The organism is Pseudomonas sp. 5P_3.1_Bac2 (assembly GCF_025465995.1).
GTDB lineage: Bacteria > Pseudomonadota > Gammaproteobacteria > Pseudomonadales > Pseudomonadaceae > Aquipseudomonas.
The window spans coordinates 577615-596831 of sequence record NZ_JANLNY010000006.1; the positions used below are offsets into that span (position 1 = coordinate 577615).

Annotated in this window: 18 protein-coding genes, 2 tRNA genes and 1 pseudogene; 14 read left to right on the top strand and 7 right to left on the bottom strand. The window is 54.7% G+C overall.

Going from position 1 to position 19217, the window contains the following annotated elements; genetic code table 11:
• Positions 1 to 195 precede the first annotated feature (195 nt).
• Together NTD81_RS07010 and NTD81_RS07015 are read left to right on the top strand one after the other, a co-directional pair.
• Positions 196 to 681 carry a hypothetical protein gene (locus NTD81_RS07010; protein ID WP_262180899.1) on the top strand — a complete coding sequence of 162 codons (486 nt, stop codon included), beginning with the start codon at positions 196 to 198 and terminating at the stop codon, positions 679 to 681.
• 892 nt (positions 682 to 1573) lie between these two features.
• The gene (locus NTD81_RS07015) at positions 1574 to 1972 is read left to right on the top strand and encodes an ankyrin repeat domain-containing protein (RefSeq protein WP_262180901.1); all 399 of its coding nucleotides are present in this window, start codon (positions 1574 to 1576) and stop codon (positions 1970 to 1972) included.
• On the opposite strand, the pseudogene NTD81_RS07020 reads toward NTD81_RS07015, so the two are convergent.
• Positions 1947 to 2381, bottom strand: a pseudogene (locus NTD81_RS07020) (DDE-type integrase/transposase/recombinase); the annotation flags it as partial. The gene NTD81_RS07015 and the pseudogene NTD81_RS07020 overlap by 26 nt on opposite strands.
• A gap of 8 nt (positions 2382 to 2389) precedes the next feature.
• On the opposite strand from NTD81_RS07020, the gene NTD81_RS07025 reads away from it, so the two are divergent.
• The 4 genes from NTD81_RS07025 (at position 2390) to NTD81_RS07040 (ending at position 5110) form a co-directional block, all read left to right on the top strand.
• Positions 2390 to 2782: a hypothetical protein gene (locus NTD81_RS07025; RefSeq protein ID WP_262180904.1), complete on the top strand. Its 393-nt coding sequence runs from the start codon at positions 2390 to 2392 to the stop codon at positions 2780 to 2782.
• Positions 2783 to 2785: 3 nt separating this feature from the next.
• Positions 2786 to 3187: a hypothetical protein gene (locus NTD81_RS07030; protein ID WP_262180906.1), complete on the top strand. Its 402-nt coding sequence runs from the start codon at positions 2786 to 2788 to the stop codon at positions 3185 to 3187.
• A 489-nt stretch (positions 3188 to 3676) separates the two neighbouring features.
• The gene (locus tag NTD81_RS07035) at positions 3677 to 4060 is read left to right on the top strand and encodes a hypothetical protein (RefSeq protein WP_262180909.1); all 384 of its coding nucleotides are present in this window, start codon (positions 3677 to 3679) and stop codon (positions 4058 to 4060) included.
• A gap of 399 nt (positions 4061 to 4459) precedes the next feature.
• Positions 4460 to 5110 carry a hypothetical protein gene (locus NTD81_RS07040; protein WP_262180911.1) on the top strand — a complete coding sequence of 217 codons (651 nt, stop codon included), beginning with the start codon at positions 4460 to 4462 and terminating at the stop codon, positions 5108 to 5110.
• A gap of 412 nt (positions 5111 to 5522) precedes the next feature.
• On the opposite strand, the gene sugE is transcribed toward NTD81_RS07040, so the two are convergent.
• Both sugE and rdgC read right to left on the bottom strand, forming a co-directional pair.
• Positions 5523 to 5837 (bottom strand): quaternary ammonium compound efflux SMR transporter SugE, encoded by a 315-nt coding sequence (sugE, locus tag NTD81_RS07045; protein WP_262180914.1) that lies wholly within the window; start codon positions 5835 to 5837, stop codon positions 5523 to 5525.
• 167 nt (positions 5838 to 6004) lie between these two features.
• The gene (rdgC, locus tag NTD81_RS07050) at positions 6005 to 6925 is read right to left on the bottom strand and encodes a recombination-associated protein RdgC (RefSeq protein ID WP_262180916.1); all 921 of its coding nucleotides are present in this window, start codon (positions 6923 to 6925) and stop codon (positions 6005 to 6007) included.
• Between the two features lie 266 nt (positions 6926 to 7191).
• Between rdgC and NTD81_RS07055 the strand changes: the two genes are divergently transcribed.
• From NTD81_RS07055 to NTD81_RS07085, 7 genes are all read left to right on the top strand, one after another.
• Positions 7192 to 7267: transfer RNA gene (locus tag NTD81_RS07055), tRNA-Val, on the top strand.
• Positions 7268 to 7287: 20 nt separating this feature from the next.
• A tRNA-Asp gene (locus NTD81_RS07060) sits at positions 7288 to 7364 on the top strand.
• 186 nt (positions 7365 to 7550) lie between these two features.
• On the top strand, positions 7551 to 8258 hold the full coding sequence (locus tag NTD81_RS07065) for an FKBP-type peptidyl-prolyl cis-trans isomerase (protein WP_262180918.1): 708 nt from the start codon (positions 7551 to 7553) through the stop codon (positions 8256 to 8258).
• A 368-nt stretch (positions 8259 to 8626) separates the two neighbouring features.
• Positions 8627 to 9088 carry a YkvA family protein gene (locus NTD81_RS07070; RefSeq protein ID WP_262180921.1) on the top strand — a complete coding sequence of 154 codons (462 nt, stop codon included), beginning with the start codon at positions 8627 to 8629 and terminating at the stop codon, positions 9086 to 9088.
• A gap of 152 nt (positions 9089 to 9240) precedes the next feature.
• Entirely contained in the window at positions 9241 to 9573 is a 333-nt protein-coding gene (locus NTD81_RS07075) for a multiprotein-bridging factor 1 family protein (RefSeq protein ID WP_262180923.1), read from the top strand.
• The gene (locus NTD81_RS07080) at positions 9570 to 9935 is read left to right on the top strand and encodes a hypothetical protein (RefSeq protein ID WP_262180925.1); all 366 of its coding nucleotides are present in this window, start codon (positions 9570 to 9572) and stop codon (positions 9933 to 9935) included. The genes NTD81_RS07075 and NTD81_RS07080 overlap by 4 nt, the downstream gene beginning before the upstream one ends.
• Positions 9932 to 10405 carry a sel1 repeat family protein gene (locus NTD81_RS07085; protein WP_262180927.1) on the top strand — a complete coding sequence of 158 codons (474 nt, stop codon included), beginning with the start codon at positions 9932 to 9934 and terminating at the stop codon, positions 10403 to 10405. The genes NTD81_RS07080 and NTD81_RS07085 overlap by 4 nt, the downstream gene beginning before the upstream one ends.
• Before the next feature lie 12 nt (positions 10406 to 10417).
• On the opposite strand, the gene NTD81_RS07090 is transcribed toward NTD81_RS07085, so the two are convergent.
• On the bottom strand, positions 10418 to 11482 hold the full coding sequence (locus NTD81_RS07090) for a DUF748 domain-containing protein (protein ID WP_262180929.1): 1065 nt from the start codon (positions 11480 to 11482) through the stop codon (positions 10418 to 10420).
• Between the two features lie 134 nt (positions 11483 to 11616).
• Between NTD81_RS07090 and cysK the strand changes: the two genes are divergently transcribed.
• Positions 11617 to 12588 carry a cysteine synthase A gene (gene cysK / locus NTD81_RS07095; protein WP_262180931.1) on the top strand — a complete coding sequence of 324 codons (972 nt, stop codon included), beginning with the start codon at positions 11617 to 11619 and terminating at the stop codon, positions 12586 to 12588.
• Between the two features lie 95 nt (positions 12589 to 12683).
• Here the strand turns inward: cysK and NTD81_RS07100 are convergent, their stop codons facing one another.
• The 3 genes from NTD81_RS07100 to metH all read right to left on the bottom strand — a co-directional run bounded on the left by NTD81_RS07100 (position 12684) and on the right by metH (position 19111).
• Positions 12684 to 13391, bottom strand: coding sequence for a polyphenol oxidase family protein (locus NTD81_RS07100; RefSeq protein WP_262180933.1), 708 nt, complete (start codon positions 13389 to 13391; stop codon positions 12684 to 12686).
• A gap of 193 nt (positions 13392 to 13584) precedes the next feature.
• Positions 13585 to 14892 carry a leucine-rich repeat-containing protein kinase family protein gene (locus NTD81_RS07105; protein WP_262180935.1) on the bottom strand — a complete coding sequence of 436 codons (1308 nt, stop codon included), beginning with the start codon at positions 14890 to 14892 and terminating at the stop codon, positions 13585 to 13587.
• Between the two features lie 508 nt (positions 14893 to 15400).
• Positions 15401 to 19111: a methionine synthase gene (gene metH / locus NTD81_RS07110; protein WP_262180937.1), complete on the bottom strand. Its 3711-nt coding sequence runs from the start codon at positions 19109 to 19111 to the stop codon at positions 15401 to 15403.
• Between the last annotated feature and the right edge of the window lie 106 nt (positions 19112 to 19217).

Genomic DNA, 19217 nt, shown 5'->3' on the forward strand with positions numbered 1-19217 from the left:
GGATTTATTCGATAAGTAGTTAACGGTCATTGCTGGATGTTTGGAATATGGTGGACAAGCTTCGCGTTGTCCACCCTACTTGCTGGCATTGGATTTCGTGGGATCAAAACAAATCTGACCCAGAGTGCACTTGCTACCCCAAAAGAGGGGTAGGGCCTACTCCGCCATTTATTTAATGATTAGGAGCCAGCGCACATGAAAAATATCACACGCTTAATGCTCGACTATAGGAAAGCGAAGTCTATCCTCTGGAACTCATTTTTTAGAAAGCACGTAAAAAATCTGACAGAATGCAGCCCTCTGGATGAGTTTGAAGAAATTGACAGTTACCTTTTTAGAGGATTAGTTGAAAAAGCATGTGGGACAGATAAATCTACATCGACTATTATTGCTCTCCCTAAGCAAGGAAGTGCGATTCGAGTTATGCTAGGCGAGAGGGATGGGCTAAATGTTTCATGGAGGGAGTGGGCCCAGATTGATAACGTGAGTCATCTTAAGTATGTTGCCTTATTCGACTGGGATGAATATGGACACGTTAAGTACCAATACTGCAAATGTGAGCTTCATCAAGAGGGAGCTGTAAGCCTTGCGCTTGCAGATATAGATGAAATTGATTTCTTTATAGTATCAAGAAGTGTAGATGGGTCTGATGTGCGAACCAGCACGAATCACAACCCTTAATCAGTTTGCGGCGCTCATCTGCGCGCCGCAACATTTCTGCCAAATAGACTTTGAGCCGCGAGTAGGGTGGATGACGCTTTATCCATCCACCGTTATCCCGGCGTGAGCGTTATACCTATTACGGATTTATTCGATAAGTAGTTAACGGTCATTGCTGGATGTTTGGAATATGGTGGACAACCTTCGCGTTGTCTACCCTACTTGCTTAGTGTCGCCGGCACAGCAGGCAGAGCTTGGGTGGTTGACAATAAAATTATTGATTGCGCTTGCGGGAAATAGAAAATGGTATATATCGGAATATTAACGCTTCTCGCAGGCATAATTCTCTACTGCTCCAGAACTAAAGTATTCTTTGTGTATCCAGGCCTAAAGCCTCCACCCGCAAAGGTTCATGAGATAATTATAATCGCAATAGGGTGGGGGCTCTTTATGTACTCTATTCTTTCCGGCTTCTAACACAAAAAAGTAGCACTCTATCCAAGTAAGCCCACGGCCTAGAGGTAGGCTGTGGGCTTACTCTAGGTTTCTGAAAATATCTCCTTTGATCATAGCCGTATGTTCTTCGGCGTATCAATTTCTCCAGCAGCCCGCTCAGCGAGTAGGGTGGATGACGCTTTATCCATCCACCGTTATCCCGGCGTGAGCGTTATACCTGTTACGGATTTATTCGATAAGTAGTTAACGGTCATTGCTGGGTTTTTTGGAATATGGTGGACAAGCTTCGCGTTGTCCACCCTACTTGCTAATCTCGATAGACTTCAGCAATGCTTGGCGTTACGTGAGAACTTCAGTAAGAAATGGTTCAACGATAATGAAGCCGGCCATATTACAGAGATAAACAACACCAGAAAGGCTATTGAAAATCTGAAGGATTTCCTACGGAGGGTTTGCGGTGAGCAATGCAACTAACCAAGAGCAACTTTCTCTGCTGCTAGCAGAGTACTCGGGCCTCCCCGAGTTTAGTGGCTTGGAGTGTACAGGCGTTAATAGTGCGAGCTTATTCGGAGATAAACCAATCCACATTGCTGCAACACGTGGCGACATTAATGAAATTCAGCTGATTTTGAGCCAAGGAGCTGACGTTAACTGCAAAGGGGAGCATGGATATACAGCCCTGCATGATGCAGTCGAGCAGGGCCATAGAGAGGCTGTCATTTATCTTCTAAAGCATGGCGCAAATTCTGAAGCTCTAAATGATGATGGAGTTTCACCGGCTGAACTTGCCAAGCTGTTGGATGAAAGTGAGATCCTTAACTTATTGGGTTCTACCTCATTTCCACGGACGGTTTGAAAAGGGCTGAAAACTTCAAATCTTGCCGGGCGACTCTACGACGCATTCGTGGGTTATGAAACCGCTCGATGTAGTCGAATAGATCCGCCCGTGCTTCGTCACGAGTCCGATACGATTGATGGGCAACTCGCTCCCGTTTGAGCTGACCGAAGAAGCCTTCGCAGGCGGCATTATCGCCACAATGTCCGACGGCACTCATACTGCAAACCAGCGTGTTGCGATTCAGAAATCGCTGATAGTCAGCACTGGTGAACTGGCTACCGCGATCCGAATGCAGGATCACTGACCAGTCACCCTGACGCTGCCATATGGCCATTTCCACCGCACGGATCACCATCTGCCGATCCTGGCGATGATGCATCGACCAACCGATCACCAGCTTGCTATACAGATCGAGTACCACGCACAGCGAGTAGGGTGGATGACGCTTTATCCATCCACCGTTATCCCGGCGTGAGCGTTATACCTGTTACGGATTTATTCGATAAGTATTTAACGGTCATTGCTGGATGTTTGGAATATGGTGGACAAGCTTCGCGTTGTCCACCCTACTTGCTAATTCCAGCAATTCTAGGAATGGGTCCATCCTTTGGCCGAGGGTCGAAAGTAAAGGGACCTAAAAAAGGCGCAGGAAAAGGTGATGGAAATCACACCCCTGAAAATAATCGGGCACAAAACAAGCAATTCAACGATGCAACCAAAGGCCTAACTGAAGCTCAGAAGCGTAGAGTGCATGATGAGATATCAGGAGAGGGATATGATTACCATCAAATAAAAGATGTTGCCGACGCAATTCGAAACGGACAATAGAATATGAAGAACATCAACGAGACCCTCCCAAGAAAAGTAATTGGTCTTCGAAAAGGGGAAGGGAGTTTCATATTTATTGATTTAGAACAAGAGAAAGGCGCAGAAGTATCCCTCTGGGTCTATATGTGCGACTGGACGCTAAGAAAAGAAGAAATCGTAGTCACAAGTGAAAACATTGGCGACATGTCCGACCTCTCAGGGTTTTTCCTCGGAGAAATGATCTTGATTAGGAAAGACGAAGGATCAGGAAAGATAAAAATCAACTTCTCAACTGGAGTAAAGCTAGTTCTCTCCAACGAAGAGGGTTTTTACTCCGGGGATGACGATTATTTTATGATTTTCTTTGGAGACGCTTGGGTAGCCAAATACTCTGAACAGAATGGTTTTTCAGTAAAGCGGCAATAGACACACAGCGTACGCGCACTTAAACACCGACCTTGTGTCTGTAGTGGTCAACTAATCCCGGACACAGAGTTAAGATTTTTCTCCGCAATGGCGGGCGGTAGCCCGCCATTGAATTGGTGTGGTCGTATCCAGTTGTAGCGATGCATCAAGCGAGTAGGGTGGATGACGCTTTACCCATCCACCGTTATCTCGGCGTGAGCGTTATACCTGTTACGGATTTATTCGATAAGTAGTTAGCGGTCATTGCTGGATTTTTGCAATATGGTGGACAAGCTTCGCGTTGTCCACCCTACTTGCTGAGATGTCAAAAGTCGGAAAGCAGAATATCGACAACGAGTATGTTCGTGATGTTTTGGCCCAAGGGAAAAACTGCAATCCTTTTGAGTACCTAATAAAACTCTATCAAGATGAGAGAAACGCAGTAGAGAGACAGAAAATCAAGCAAGCGATGAAGCGCTTTAACTACGACGGCAAAAATAGGTTCCAATAATGACTTGGTTCGTTGTGAGCATTGCATCAACAATAGAGCTCTTGGCTCCCCCTCAAGCAGAGTATCCGATCTATGAGGACTACTATTTGTTTGAGGCACACTCCGAGGCCGAGCTCCAACAAAAAATAAACTCCACCATGCAGGTTATTGATAGTGCAGGAGACTGCACTTATCAAGGCAGCCCTGCCAAGCAAAAATGCTTAGGAACTAGAAAGATAAGATCCATATACAATCCCACACGTAGAGACCTAGACTCATCACCACCCTCGGATGGAACAGAGCTTAGCCATTCGTTCTTCATCGCAAGTTCATTGAAGGACGCTGAGGATTTTGCCCAAGGGAAGTCCGTGCTCTTAAAGTGCGTTGATGATTCAGAAGAATAAATAGATCTGACGGCCCACATCAGATCTTAATAGAGCAGGCCTCTATGATCTTAATCTGACAGAGGCCTGTCACTTATCTCTCTATTCCAATAAAAGTATTTTGCACTTCGCTACCGAATGGGGGCGAGCAACTGCTTAGTCGCTGTATCAATTTCCCCAGCAGAGTGTTCGGACCTTTTCGGTTCAGCGTGTAGGGTGGATGACGCTTTATCCATCCACCGTTATACCGGTGTGAGCGTTATACCTGTTACGGATTTATTCGATAAGTAGTTAACGGTCATTTCTGGAAGTTTGAAATATGGTGGACAAGCTTCGCGTTGTCCACCCTACTTGCTGATAATATCATTGAGAACGCTGGTGGAACCGCGCCAAACGTTCCTGGAGCCTGGGGGCAAAATTATGGCGATCAATAAGTTTGTTCTTCTGCTTGCACTGCTGACCCCAAGCATCACCGTGGCTTGCCCAGAAACCGGATGGAGCAAGTTTTCGGGAAAATTATTCTATGAGCAAAAAGATGCACAGAGTGGAGAAATAGAGGGCATCCAAATTGGATGGACAAGTGCTCAACTACGCCAATACCTTAGTGATCAAGAGATCGAAAAGGTCGAGCTCGTACCTACAAACAACTTCTATGCTACTGCTGAGTGCCCAGAGGAGCTTGATAAGATCACAGGCTCCAGTGAAGTGTGGGTCACTGGGAAGAATATGGCAAAGATTGCTCGAATCACCATGAGAGAGGCGCAGGCTTCAGAAATAAGCCTAGTTCAGAGCAGTGAATTCCCTATTAAGCAAGGTGATTCCCTGAGAACTGTCATATCTCAACTAAAAGAGCTTTTGAAGTCAGGCAAAGCTCAAGGTGTAAACCCTACCCTCTCCTGCAAGAATCAATGTCTTGTTAAGTTTAACGACCTATCATTGAGCAGCGAACCACTTGCTTTCAGATATGTGACTAAAGATCAGCGCGGTCGCATTACTCTATACCTGAGTGCTGACAGGGTAATCCGAGCCTCCTACCTAAGGCAGCGCTTTCAAGGTGATGGCGTGCTCTAACACTACTCACGTTGCAGCGAGTAGGGTGGATGACGCTTTACCCATCCACCGTTATCCCGGCGTGAGCGTTATACCTGTTACGGATTTATGCGATAAGGAGTTAACGGTCATTGCTGGATGTTTGGAATATGGTGGACAAGCTTCGCGTTGTCCACCCTACTTGCTGTTTCACCAGCAGGCTATTCAGACTTTTCGGTTCGATGTTTCAGGTTGTATTGGCAAAGCGTGTAAGTTGGCGCAGCGCCCACACTGCGGGAGGCTGGAAGATTTAATACGGCCTGCTGGCTAGGGTTGATACCTCGGGCCGGAAAAATCTGAAGACTCAGCTGTAAATACAGAAGGGTTGTTCAGTGCAATCAGGAATCTTGCCCAGGCTTACCCTGCCTGCGCAGGCGGGACTTGCTCTGGCTGCTTAGCTGCTCAGCTTTAACCCAAGCAACCCACACACAATCAGCGCCACGCTGGCTAGGCGAATCAATGCCACCGACTCGCCAAATAGAATAATCCCGGCGATCACGGTGCCGACTGCGCCGATACCGGTCCAGATGGCGTAGGCGGTGCCCAGCGGTAAATGTTTCATGGCCAGGCCAAGTAGGCCCAGGCTGATTAGCATGGCGCTGACGGTAAGTACCGTGGGGATAGGGCGGGTAAAGCCTTCGGTGAATTTCAGGCCGACGGCCCAGCCGACTTCAAACAGGCCGGCGAAAAATAGAATGATCCACGACATTGCTGCCTCCAACGTAATTTCAGTTAGGGCCATCCCGAATGGTCACGGCAACAGCAATGGCCACTGCAACTGTGGTGAGGTTGTCCTCACTGATATCAGGCGCTGCCGTGGCAGGCTCAAAGAGGTTTTACGCGCTCTGAGGCTGCCATGTTTTAGCCGCGTTCCGCTTAGATGCCTTGCGGGCTGTCTTCACCACCCAGAGCTTCAAACAGGGCAGGGAGGAAGTCTACCAACGTCAGCATCATTAGGGTGAAGCTGGCGTCTTGTTGGCCTAGGTCATCATCGCCGCCATCTTGCTCGGCTTGATCTTGCAGCAGGTCTTCAAAGCGCAGGCGTTTGACCACCAGCTTGTCATCCAGCACGAACGACAGTTTGTCTTGCCAGGCCAGCGACAGTTGGGTAACGACCTTACCGGAAGCCATGTGCAGTTGGATTTCATCGCTGGTCAGGTCTTGGCGCTTGCAGCGCACTACGCCGCCATCTTCATGGCTGTCACGCAGCTCGCATTCGTCCAGTACGTGGAAGTCCGGCGCAGCTTGTTGAGTTTTGACCCAGTCAGTGAGGGTGGCGCTAGGCGCGATCTTCACGGTCAGCGGACGCACCGGCAGCGAGCCAATGGCTTCGCGCAGGGTCGACAGCAGGTCTTCGGCGCGCTTCGGGCTGGAGGCGTCGACCAGGATCAGACCTTGCTTAGGGGCGATGGCGGCGAAGGTTGCCGACTTGCGAATAAAGGCGCGCGGCAGGAAGGTCTGCACGATGTCGTCTTTAAGTTGGTCGCGTTCCTTCTTATAGACCTTGCGCATTTGCTCGGCTTCGATCTCATCGACCTTGTCCTTAAGGGCATCGCGCACCACGCTGCCAGGCAGGATGCGTTCTTCTTTGCGGGCAGCTAATAGCAGGAAGTCACCGCTGGCGTGCACCAAGGGTGCGTCTTCACCTTTACCAAAGGGCGCGATAAAGCCGTAAGTGCTCAGCTCTTGGCTCGCGCAGGGGCGGGCTAGTTTTGCTTCGAGGGCTTTTTCCAGAGCGTCGGCATCTAAGGGAATATCTTGGGTGAGGCGATAGATCAGCAGGTTGCGAAACCACATAAGGGGGTGCATCTCCATTTACAGACCCGTCAGCAAAGGCGGGTGTCTTAGGTCGTTGGCATCAGGGGTTAACCTGCGTCTGGTCTTGGCTAGCCGTTGCTGGCTAAAGGTGCAGGCAGTGCGTTTATTTACCCGCGCATTATTCCCTTGGATAGTGCCTCAGGCCAAGTCTGCGCTAAGTCTTTGCTTATTCAGTAAATTTTTTTTCAAAAGGGGGTTGCCAAGGTCTGAATCGATCTCTAGAATGCGCACCACTTCGAGAGCAAGGGTGATTAGCTCAGCCGGGAGAGCATCTGCCTTACAAGCAGAGGGTCGGCGGTTCGATCCCGTCATCACCCACCACTCGCTCCACGAAGTTACGCGCAGCGGTAGTTCAGTCGGTTAGAATACCGGCCTGTCACGCCGGGGGTCGCGGGTTCGAGTCCCGTCCGCTGCGCCATTTTTTATCCTCGCTTCATCCCCTCTGTGACAAGTTTCTGATTCTCCCCAGAAATCTTCTGAATTACCTAAAGTCCTGAACTTATACGCATTTTCTGTTTCCTAAGACGGTAGCAGTGGATTAAGCGGCCTGCTAAGCTCGCCCACTCACAGCATTGCCTTAGGGCGTACCGAACAAGGAACAAGCATGAAACAGCATCGTTTAGCCGCGGCGGTCGCCCTGGTAGGTTTGGTTCTCGCGGGTTGCGACTCGCAAACCAGCGAAGTCAAATTAGAAACTCCAGCGCAAAAAGCCTCCTACGGCATTGGCCTGAATATGGGCAAAAGTCTGGCCCAGGAAGGCATGGATGATCTGGATTCCAAAGCCGTTGCGCAGGGCATTGATGACGCAGTTGGTAAGAAAGAACAACGTCTGAAAGACGAAGAGCTGATGGAAGCCTTTGCTTTCCTGCAAAAGCGCGCTGAAGAGCGCATGACTGCTCTGAATGCTGAATCGGCCAAAGCCGGTAAGAAATTCCTCGAAGAAAACGCTAAGCGCGAAGGTGTTGTCACCACCGCTTCGGGCCTGCAGTACGAAGTGATCAAGAAGGCCGATGGTGCTCAGCCGAAAGAAACTGATGTAGTGACTGTGCACTATGAAGGCAAGCTGACTGATGGCACGGTCTTCGACAGCTCCATTGAGCGCGGTACCCCGATTGATCTGCCTGTCGGTGGCGTGATTCCAGGTTGGGTTGAAGGCCTGCAACTGATGCACGTGGGTGAGAAGTACAAACTGTACATCCCAAGTGAGCTGGCTTATGGCGAGCAAAGCCCATCCCCAGCCATCCCAGCCAACTCGGTGCTGGTGTTTGATCTGGAACTGATCGGCATCAAAGATAAAGCCGCTAAAGAGTAATCTTCACGCGGATCAGCAGCGCCCCGTCTCGACGGGGCGTTGTTGTTTTTGTCGGACGAAATTGCACTTTTATCGGGCTGGCGTAGTCCTAAAGATTCAGGAAAGGGATTGGGGTGTTACGGTTATGCACACCACCGCAAGTGAGCGGAAACACCCTTGGTAACCTTTCTCATCAACTGCTTGTGTATTTTAAGTTATTGATATTTAAGAATATTTACATCATGGGTAAAAAGTGCCCGATCTGTCTTCAAGCCCCGTAGACTGGGCATTTGCAGGGCATATCAAAATAATGTTCACAGGGTTATCCACAGCATCGGTGGATAACCTATTCCAGACTAGGGAACAGCTGGGTTTGCTGGGAGTCGTCGATGACTGCACCGAAGAATTTCCACCGTTACCAGTTACTGGCTAAGCGTTTCCTCAGCGCAGCCAAGTTACCGGCGCTGCTGTTTTCGGTGGCGCGTAAACGCGACAAGTTAGGTTCCGGCTTCAGTGAGTTGAGTGGCCAGCTCAAACTGCTGCAGGCGCTTTGTTTGGCCTGGTGGCGCGGTGAGTATCGCAACGTTAATAAGCAAGCTCTGCTGTCGATAGTTGGCGCGCTGCTGTACTTCGTCGCGCCCATCGATGCGATTCCGGATTGGTTGCTGGGCGTAGGCTTTGTCGATGATCTCGCCGTTCTGACCTGGGTCTTGAAAACCTGGAGTGGCGAGCTGGAAGCCTTCGAGCGCTGGCGGGCAGGGCAGAGCGCGCAAAAGCTCGCAGAGATTGAACGCTTGCCGCAGCTTGAGGGGGTTGAAGTGGTGGACCGGCAAACCCCCGGGCAGCCTTAAGCTGCTTAGTTGGCTCGTACAGATTTTGCCAGTGAATTTTTTTGTGCCTGGAGGCGGCCTTTATTCAAGTTGGCCGCGTAACCGGGCTGTTACCATAGTCCTTTAGCATGGACGTTTCAGTCACATTGGATGTGCGCAGTTGGGGAATATAAATGCCAGTGCAAGTAATTGAGCGTGACGGTGAGCCCGAGTACGCGGTGGTACCTTGGGCAGAGTATCAAGCCTTACTTAAGGCCGCAGGCCAGCCGCTGGTAGAGGCTGGCCGCAATCAAGCCAGTGTCCAGCCACAAGCGCTGGCCAACCTTAAGCAACTCAGTGCATTGCGTGAGGCCAAGGGCTTAAGCGTTGAGCAGTTGGCGCGCACCGTGGGCATCAGCCCGCACTATCTGAATATGATCGAGAGCGCTGAGCGTGTGCCGGATGCGGCCATTCAGCGGGCCTTGGCCTGGCATTTGGGGGTAGCCGGCTGGGAGCCACAGCCTTGACTGTGCGTATCAGTCGGCAGCATTGGCAGGCGTTACTCAATGAACTCGAACAAGCCCGGCAGCGCCGTCATTTGCTGACCTATCGTGCTCTGATCGAGCGCCTTGAGCTGCCAACGCCGGCCATGCAGACCCTCACTGCGGCACTAGAATACCTGGCCGCTTTGGATGCCAAGCAGCAGCGCCCACTGCGCAGTGCTTTGGTCATCAGTCAGGGCGCCAGTCGCTTGCCGCGCACGGGGTTCTTCGAGTACATCAGTCGCTTAGGTCGCTTCCACGGGGCCGTGGATGGTGTGGCTGCTGCTTCTTGGCACGCCGCTGAAGTGGCGCGGGTTTTTGAATTTGATTACGGGGAGCAACCATGATTTGGCATGCCTTGCGCGCGCGCGTGAGTTACTGGTTGGCCCGGCGCCTGTTTCATTGGCAGTGGTTGATCAAGCAACCACGGGCCTGGCAGTGGATGGAGGGGCAGTTCTCGCGTATGGCGAACCTGGGCGATCGCCAGGCGCAGAGCTTTTATGGGCATATATTGTTATTTCGCGGCCAGGGCCTCGGTGCCCGTAATGAAGGACGGCGCCTGCTGAGTTTGGCGGCCAAGGCCGGTGACGCGAAGTCGGCTTATCAGTTGGGGGTGTTAAGCCTTGCGGGCGACGCCCAGCATGAGCCGGACTCCAGCCAAGCACTCAACTGGTGGACGCAAGCGGCCCAAGCTGGCCATCCGGCTGCGGCCTATCGCCTGGCTGAGCTGTATCGCACAGGGGCTCCCGGAGTGGCGCCGGATGCCCAGCTGGCCGCGCAATTTGCCGCGCAGTCCAGCCCTGCCAGCCACCGCTAATTGCCGCCAGCTTTAGCGCTGTTGGCTATCAAACTGGCTGTTAAAAGCCTGCACAAAGGCGTTGCGCAGGATGGCCTTAAATGCCTGCCAGCGGCTGATCTCGTAAGCATTGAGATCACCGCGAATCTCCACGCGGGTGGCCAGTTGATCCTGCCGGTGATTCTTAAAGATCCAGCCGCCGCTGCCCACTAGCGCTTCCCAGAGTCCATTGAGCAGGCTCTTATCTTTGGCTGCGACGTCTTGCTGCCAGTTAAAAATTTCCGCTTGGCGCAGTAGGGGTTTGGCGTAGCCCTTGAGTTTGCCCTGGCGTGCTTGTAGCTCCAGCACCATGTCGCCATTGCCGCTGGCAAAGTCGAAATTGGCATAGGCGCGGGTGAAGCTATTGAGCTGTTTGAGTTGGATTTGGGTAATACGCAATTGCAGGTCAAAGTCATCCAGTTCACCCAGCGGATCGAAAGCGCTTTTCAACTCCAGCGGTGCGTTACCCAGTACCTGAGCATTGACGTTAAGCGTGGCGGGGCGTGGTTGTGTGCTGTCGCTGACGTTGGTGAGATTGCGCACTTGGGCGTTGAGCTGGGTGGCTTTGAGATCAACCGCTGGTTGCGCGGTGAAGTTGCGAAAGGCCAGGGTGCCATCGATCACGCGCACGTCATTCAAATGGATAGGCAGCAGGCCACGCAACTGCGCGCGCCAGTCGACCCCTTCACCGGTTTGTGAGTTAGCCGCATTGCCGCCGTCGACAAAGGTCAGCTCGGGCTGCACAAACTCCACCTCGGCCACCACGGCGCGCTGCTGCCACAAAGCGCGCCAACTGACGGCTAAATCAATACTGGGGGCTTTAAGCAGGGGGACTGGGACCTTGCCGTTAACCTTAACGATTTGCAGGTCGTTGATCTTATAAGCGCCGCGCCATAGGGCGAGATCAATATCGGCGATATGGCCACGGTAATCGCCCATGTCGGCGAGCTGCTTATTTAAGTAGTCGCGCACTAATACGGGCAGGGCGATATGCAGGGCAATCAAGGCCACGGCCAAAAACACTAGGGTGAACAGCGGGATGCGATAACGTTTCTTCATAACTATGCAGACTTGATCTGGGCCAATAGGTTTCCAGTTTACCCCAGCCTAGACTGGACGCCCGCTCGCCCGCGACTTAGGCTTGTTCACCTTATGTTTTGCGCAACTTCGCCTGCCGCCAAAAGGATCAGACCATGAGCCGTATTTTTGCTGATAACGCCCACGCCATTGGTAACACTCCGCTGGTACGGATTAACCGCTTAGGCCCAAGTGGTGTGACCATTTTGGCCAAGATCGAAGGGCGTAACCCTGGTTACTCGGTAAAGTGCCGCATCGGCGCTAACCTGATTTGGGATGCTGAAGAACGCGGTGTGCTCAAGCCGGGTATGACCATCGTCGAGCCCACCAGTGGTAACACTGGCATTGGTCTGGCTTTTGTCGCGGCGGCCAAGGGCTACAAGCTGGTGCTGACCATGCCGGCATCCATGAGTCTGGAACGGCGCAAAGTGCTCAAGGCCCTGGGCGCTGAGCTGGTATTGACCGAGCCGGCCAAGGGCATGAAAGGTGCCATCGAAAAGGCCGAAGAGCTGGCGGCTAGCAGCAGCGATTACTTTATGCCGCAGCAATTCAGCAACCCGGCTAACCCGGCGATTCACGAAAAAACCACCGGCCCGGAAATCTGGAACGACACCGAAGGTGCCGTGGATGTATTGGTTGCCGGCGTCGGTACTGGCGGCACCATCAGCGGGATCTCGCGCTATATCAAAAAGACCAAGGGCAAGGCGATTATCTCGGTGGCGGTGGAGCCGGTTGGCTCGCCTGTCATCACGCAGACCTTGGCCGGCAGCGAAGTGAAACCGTCCCCGCACAAGATCCAAGGCATCGGCGCGGGCTTTGTGCCGGGCAACTTAGATTTGAGCCTGGTGGACCGCGTCGAGCTGGTCAGCGATGACGACTCCAAGGCCGTGGCGCTGCGCCTGATGCGTGAAGAGGGCATCCTCTGCGGCATCTCCTGTGGCGCCGCCATGGCCGCTGCGCTAAAGATTGCCGAGGAACCGGCGATGCAAGGCAAAACCATCGTAGTGATCCTGCCAGACTCCGGTGAGCGTTATCTGTCGAGCATGCTGTTTAGTGATCTGTTTACTGAGCAAGAGCTGCAAGCCTAATTCTCTTTAGGCCGTCTGGTTGTGCTGATATCTGCCGAATAACTCCGGCGGGTATCACCGCAGTGTTGCATTGCCAAACCGTGGCTAGGTCTGACTTAAAGCGTCAGACCAATCCATGAGTACTGCGGTGCTCTGGCTTGAGGAAAGTGTTGCCGTCTGCGGTAGCTGTCCAAGTTCTGTGCAGAGCAATAGGTGCACTGTTCGCTCACCTCAATCTGCTGATCATCTAACTCCCTGCTAAGTAATCGCCGACAGTAAGCCTCTAAGTCCAGCCAAAGTTCGCCGCCATTAACCGCAGCCTGTTTGCTCGGGTTGCGGCTAATGGGCTGCTGTTTGTGCCAGAGCGCTGGGGCCGTTGTGCAAAGCTCACCGTGGACCTGTTCGATACGTTCTAGCAGCGGCCAGCTGACCTCGTAGCAACATTTTTTGATGGACGGCCCTATGGCCACTCTCAGACTGTGCCTCGGTATGCCAAAGGCCTCAAAGGCTGCAAAGGAGTGGTTAATAATATTGGCGACTAAGCCCTGCCAGCCTGCGTGAATGGCGGCCACAAATGGCCGCTCTGTGCTGCTAATTAAAATCGGCAGGCAATCGGCGGTGATTACTGCAATGGGCCGATTGCTGGTGGTGAAGAGGGCGTCAGCTTGGATCAATCCGGCTTGCTCATGGCCCTTTACTTGTACCACTTGACCCGCATGTTGCTGGTCGAGATAGAGCAGGACTGGCGGCTTGCTCGGCTCATTGGCGTGGCCGAAGCCGTGCTCAATGTGAGGTAGTGCGGATAGGTTGGCGGCCTTGAGCATCAATGATCACTCCAGCGAATGCAGCGCGGGTGTTGGCGCTGTATTGGCATTGAGAGGGCGCTGCTGAGGCGAGGTTCCAGATCCTGCTGCACGATTTGCGCAGGCTGAGGTTAATGCTCTGTGTTGGTTTGCTCGGCCTAACGCCGGTTGCAGCTTATTAAGCGGTATGCCTGGCCGAGCAATACCAGCGATGTCAGTTAAGGGCTGCCAGCAAGGCCGCGAGTTTTGCTACGGCCTCACTAAAGCTCGGGCGTTGTTGCAGATCCTCCTGCATACATGCCTGCGCCAAGCTCAGCAGTTCTGTCGCCTGAGCCTCAGGGCAGCGTTGTATCAGCTCCTCCAGCAAAATCCCCCAGGCGCGTATTTCGATACGTTGCAAGGCTTGGCCTTGTTCGGTTTGCGGGTCGAAGCGCGAGGCGGCGCCGAAATCGCCGAGCAGGGTGTGGCCGCTTGGCTTGACCAATAGGTTATGGCCGTAAAGGTCGCCGTGGAGGATGCCGCGCTGATGCAAGTGGCTGGCGGCCGCAGCAGCGCCGTGGGCGATGGACAGCAGTTGTTTGAGGCTGAACTGCTGCTCTGGGGCGTAGCAGTCGCGGCTGCAACTGCTCAGCGAAGGGGGGGCGGCCAGCACTTGGTAGGCGCTGCTGATTCGCTCAAGGACCAAGGCGGGTGGCTCATCGGCTGCGGTCTGCAGAGCGCCGGCCACGCGGATTAGGTTGTGCTGTTCGCCAGCCAGTAAGCAGGCGGCCATTTCGCAGTGGGGCAGGCCGTCGCTGGTCATCTGGCCCTTAAAGTGTTTCACCGCGACCTCTTGCGCTGGCTGTCCAGGCGCTTGCCAGGTGGCTGCATGGATAATCCCGGAGGCGCCTTGGCCGAGCAGCTCGGCGTAGCTCAGTTGTTCGCGCGGGATCAGTGTGGCCGCCGGAGCCTGTTCTAAATGCGCACAGAAAGGATTGCCGGCATAGGCCAGCCAGGCTAAGCGCGGCAGCTTAAGCAGCCAGTCTGGCAGCGCCTGCAGGCGATTGGCGGCGATCCTCAGCAGCTCTAGGTTATGGCACCGGCTGAGGCTGGCGGGCAGGCTGGTCAGGCGGTTGCCGGCCAGCATCAGCTTTTGCAGGTATTGGCAGTCGCCTAGGGCTTCGGGCAGTTGGCTGATGCGGTTATCAGTGAGGATTAACCAGCGCAGCTTGGCTGACAATGCGTCGGCGGCCACCTGCTCGATTTGGCATGACTTAAAGCCAACCATTTCCAGCTGCGGACATTGACCGAGGACTTGCGGCAAGGCCGTGAAGGGATTATCCGAGCAAAACAGCACCCGCAGTTTATGCAGGCGGGGCAGGGTGCTGGGCAGGTCGCTGAGGCGATTATTGGAAAGATTGAGCACCTCCAAGCTGTCCGCCAGTTGGAAAACTTCTTCTGGCAGTTCCGTCAGATCAGCCGCCAGATCCAGGCGTGTGATGCCTTGCAGTTGGCCGCTGCGCAGTTGCTCAAGTGTGTGCATGAAGATCCTGTGGTGGTTGGCAATCTTGTTACGCCGTGGTGGATTACGCCGCTGCGCGGCTAATCCACCCTACGGGTGTGGTGCTCTTATCGTTGGGTGCAATCGCCGCAGAGGCGCTTGCACCGTTGTGTTTTGCCTGCGCGCTTGGCGTTGATCAGTGGTGGATTACGCCGCTTTGCGGCTAATCCACCCTACGGGTGTGGTGCTCTTATCGTTGGGTGCAATCGCCGCAGAGGCGCTTGCATCGTTGTGTTTTGCCTGCGCGCTTGGCGTTGGTCAGTGGTGGATCACGCCGCTTGGCGGCTAATCCACCCTACGGGTGTGGTGCTCTTATCGTTGGGTGCAATCGCCGCACAGGCGCGTGCACCGTTGTGTTTTGCCTGCGCGCTTGGCGTTGGTGTGTGGTGGATCACGCCGCTGCGCGGCTAATCCACCCTACGGGTTGATCCACCTTACGGGTTGCGCGGCTAATCCACCTTGCGGGTGCCTACCTTACTTGGGCTTTTGCTTAGTTGTCGTAGCCCAGGTTCGGCGCCAACCAGCGTTCGGTGACGTTGAGCGCCTGTTGTTTGCGTTCGGTGTAGCTCTCGACTTGGTCCTTATCGATTTTACCCACGGCAAAGTACTGCGCCTGTGGGTGAGCGAAGTACCAGCCGCTGACCGCCGCTGCCGGGAACATGGCGTAGTGCTCGGTGAGGAACACGCCGCTTTTGCCGGCCTTGTTGAACTCGGCCGCTGGATCGAGCAGGGCGAACAGGGTTTTCTTCTCGGTGTGATCTGGACACGCCGGGTAGCCCGGGGCCGGGCGGATGCCTTTGTAAGCTTCCTTGATCAGCTCGTCGTTGCTCAGTTGCTCGTCAGCGGCGTAGCCCCAATGGGTTTTGCGCACTTGTTCGTGCAGCCATTCAGCACAGGCTTCGGCCAGGCGGTCGGCGAGGGCTTTGACCATGATCGAGTTGTAGTCGTCGCCGGCGTCTTGGTAGGCCTTGGCCACTTCCTCGGCGCCGATGCCGGCGGTGGTGATAAAGCCACCCACGTAATCGGTGATGCCGCTCTCTTGCGGGGCGACAAAGTCCGCCAGGCTGTAGTTCGGCTTGCCATCGGGTTTGATTGTTTGTTGACGCAAGTGGTGCAGGGTGGTCAGCACTTGGCCGTCGTCGCCGAGCACTTGCAGGTCATCATCGGCCACCTGATTGGCTGGCCAGAAACCAAATACGGCGCGGGCACGGATCAGCTTCTCGTCGATCAGCTTTTTCAGCATCGCCTGGGCATCGGCGTACAGCGCTGTGGCGGCTTCACCAACCACTTCATCGCTCAGGATGCGTGGGAACTTGCCGGCCAGATCCCAGGAGATAAAGAACGGCGTCCAGTCGATGTACTCGGCCAGCACGTTAAGGTCGATATCGTCCAGCACCCGCGCGCCGGTGAAGGTCGGTACGCTCGGCTGGTAGTTGGTCCAGTCGAATTGTGGTTTGTTCGCCACGGCCGCGGCATAGCTCAAACGCTCGGTACGGGCACTGCGGTTGGCGGTGCGTTCACGCACCTCGATGTAGTCGAGGCGTGTGCGTTCAACGAAATCCGCCTTCAGTTCTTTCGACAGCAATTGGGTCGCCACACCCACGGCGCGGGAGGCGTCGGTGACGTAAACCACGGCGTCGTTTTGATACTTAGGCTCGATCTTCACCGCCGTGTGCGCTTTGGAGGTGGTGGCGCCACCGATCATCAGTGGCAGGTGGAAGTCCTGACGCTGCATCTCACGGGCCACATGGACCATCTCATCGAGCGATGGGGTGATCAGGCCAGACAGGCCAATGATGTCGCACTTCTCCTCGCGCGCGACCTGGAGGATTTTCTCTGCTGGCACCATCACGCCCAGATCGACGATGTCGTAGCCGTTGCAGCCGAGCACCACACCGACGATGTTCTTGCCAATGTCATGCACGTCGCCTTTTACCGTGGCCATGAGAATCTTGCCCTTGGCCTCGGGCTTGTCGCCTTTTTCCGCTTCGATAAAGGGGATCAGGTGCGCTACGGCCTGCTTCATGACGCGGGCGGATTTCACCACTTGCGGCAGGAACATTTTGCCGGCGCCGAACAGGTCGCCGACCACGTTCATCCCGCTCATAAGCGGGCCTTCGATCACCTCGATGGGACGCGCGCATTGCTGGCGGCACTCTTCGGTGTCCTCGACGATAAACGCGGTGATGCCCTTGACCAGGGCATGCTCCAGGCGTTTATCGACCGGCAGCGAACGCCATTCTTCGTTCTCGACTTCCTTAACGCTGCCGTCGCCTTTGTAGTTGTCGGCGATGGCCAGCAGCGCTTCGGTGGCGCCGGCGTTGCGGTTGAGCACCACGTCTTCCACGGCGTCACGCAGCTCTTGCGGGATCTGGTCGTAGATCTCCAGCTGGCCGGCGTTAACGATGCCCATGGTGAGGCCGTTTTGGATCGCGTAATAAAGGAAGACCGAGTGGATCGCCTCACGCACCGGGTTGTTGCCGCGGAAGGAGAACGACACGTTGCTCACGCCGCCGCTGGACAGGGCGTAGGGCAGGTGATCACGGATATAGGCGCAGGCTTCGATAAAGTCGACGGCGTAGTTGTTGTGCTCTTCGATGCCGGTAGCCACGGCGAAGATGTTCGGGTCGAAGATGATGTCCTGCGGCGGGAAGCCGACTTCATTCACCAGAATGTCGTAGCTGCGCTGGCAGATCTCCCGCTTGCGCGCAGCGGTGTCGGCCTGGCCGGCTTCGTCGAAGGCCATCACCACCACGGCAGCGCCATAGCGCTTGCACAGACGCGCGTGGTGCTTGAACTGCTCCACGCCTTCTTTCATCGAGATCGAGTTGACGATGCCCTTGCCCTGGATGCACTTAAGGCCGGCTTCGATCACGTCCCATTTCGACGAGTCGATCATGATCGGCACGCGGGAGATGTCCGGCTCGCCGGCGATCAAATTGAGGAATTTGACCATGGCCGCTTTGGAGTCGAGCATGCCCTCGTCCATGTTGATGTCGATCACCTGGGCGCCGGCTTCCACCTGTTGCAAGGCGACTTCCAGGGCCTCGGTGTAATTCTCTTCACGGATCAGCCGGGCGAACTTAGCCGAGCCGGTGATGTTGGTGCGTTCACCGACGTTCACAAACAACGAGTTGCGGTCGATGGTGAACGGCTCAAGGCCAGACAGGCGACAGGCTTTGGCAATCTCCGGGATCACTCGCGGCGGGTGCTTGGCCACGGCCTCGGCGATGGCCCGGATGTGCGCAGGCGTAGTGCCGCAGCAGCCGCCGATGATGTTCAAAAAGCCACTGGCGGCAAATTCTTCGACCACGGCGGCCATCTCCGCCGGGGTTTCATCGTATTCACCAAAGGCGTTGGGCAGGCCGGCGTTCGGGTGAGCCGAAACATGGGTGTCGGCCTTGGCCGCAAGCTCGGCCAAATAAGGACGCAGGTCCTTGGCGCCCAAGGCGCAGTTGAGGCCCACGGAGATCGGCTGGGCGTGGCTGACTGAGTTCCAGAACGCTTCGGTGGTCTGGCCCGAGAGGGTACGGCCGGAAGCGTCGGTGATGGTGCCGGAAATCATGATCGGCAATTCGAAACCCAGTTCTTCGTACACGCCTTGCACGGCAAAGATCGCGGCCTTGGCGTTGAGGGTGTCGAAGATGGTTTCGATCAGGATCAGGTCGGCGCCGCCCTCGATCAAACCCTTGGTGGCTTCGGTGTAGTTCTCCACCAGCTCATCAAAGGTGATGTTGCGGTAGCCAGGATCATTGACGTCAGGGCTGATCGAGCACGTGCGGCTGGTAGGGCCGAGCACGCCTGCGACAAAGCGCGGACGCTCTGGGGTTTCCAGGGTTTTCGCATCCGCCACGCGGCGGGCCAGGCGCGCGCCTTCAACGTTGAGCTCATACACCAGCGCTTCCATACCGTAGTCGGCCTGGGACACTTGGGTGGCGTTAAAGGTGTTGGTTTCGAGGATGTCGGCACCGGCGTCCAGATAGGCTTTTTCGATAGCGCCGATGACATCGGGGCGGCTCAAGATCAGCAGATCGTTGTTGCCTTTGACATCTTGGTGCCAGTCGGCAAAGCGTTCGCCACGGTAATCCTGCTCCTCCAGCTTGTAGCTTTGGATCATGGTGCCCATGCCACCATCGAGAATCAGGATGCGCTCGGATAAGGCCTTTTTCAGGGCTTGCTGACGGGCGTTACGATCGGACATGGGGCTACCTGGAGCAGAAACAAGGGGCGGCGATAATAACAAAGCTACGGGTTTTTTCCGCTAGGCTAGATTCTAGATGAATTATGTTCATGAATAAGGGACTCCA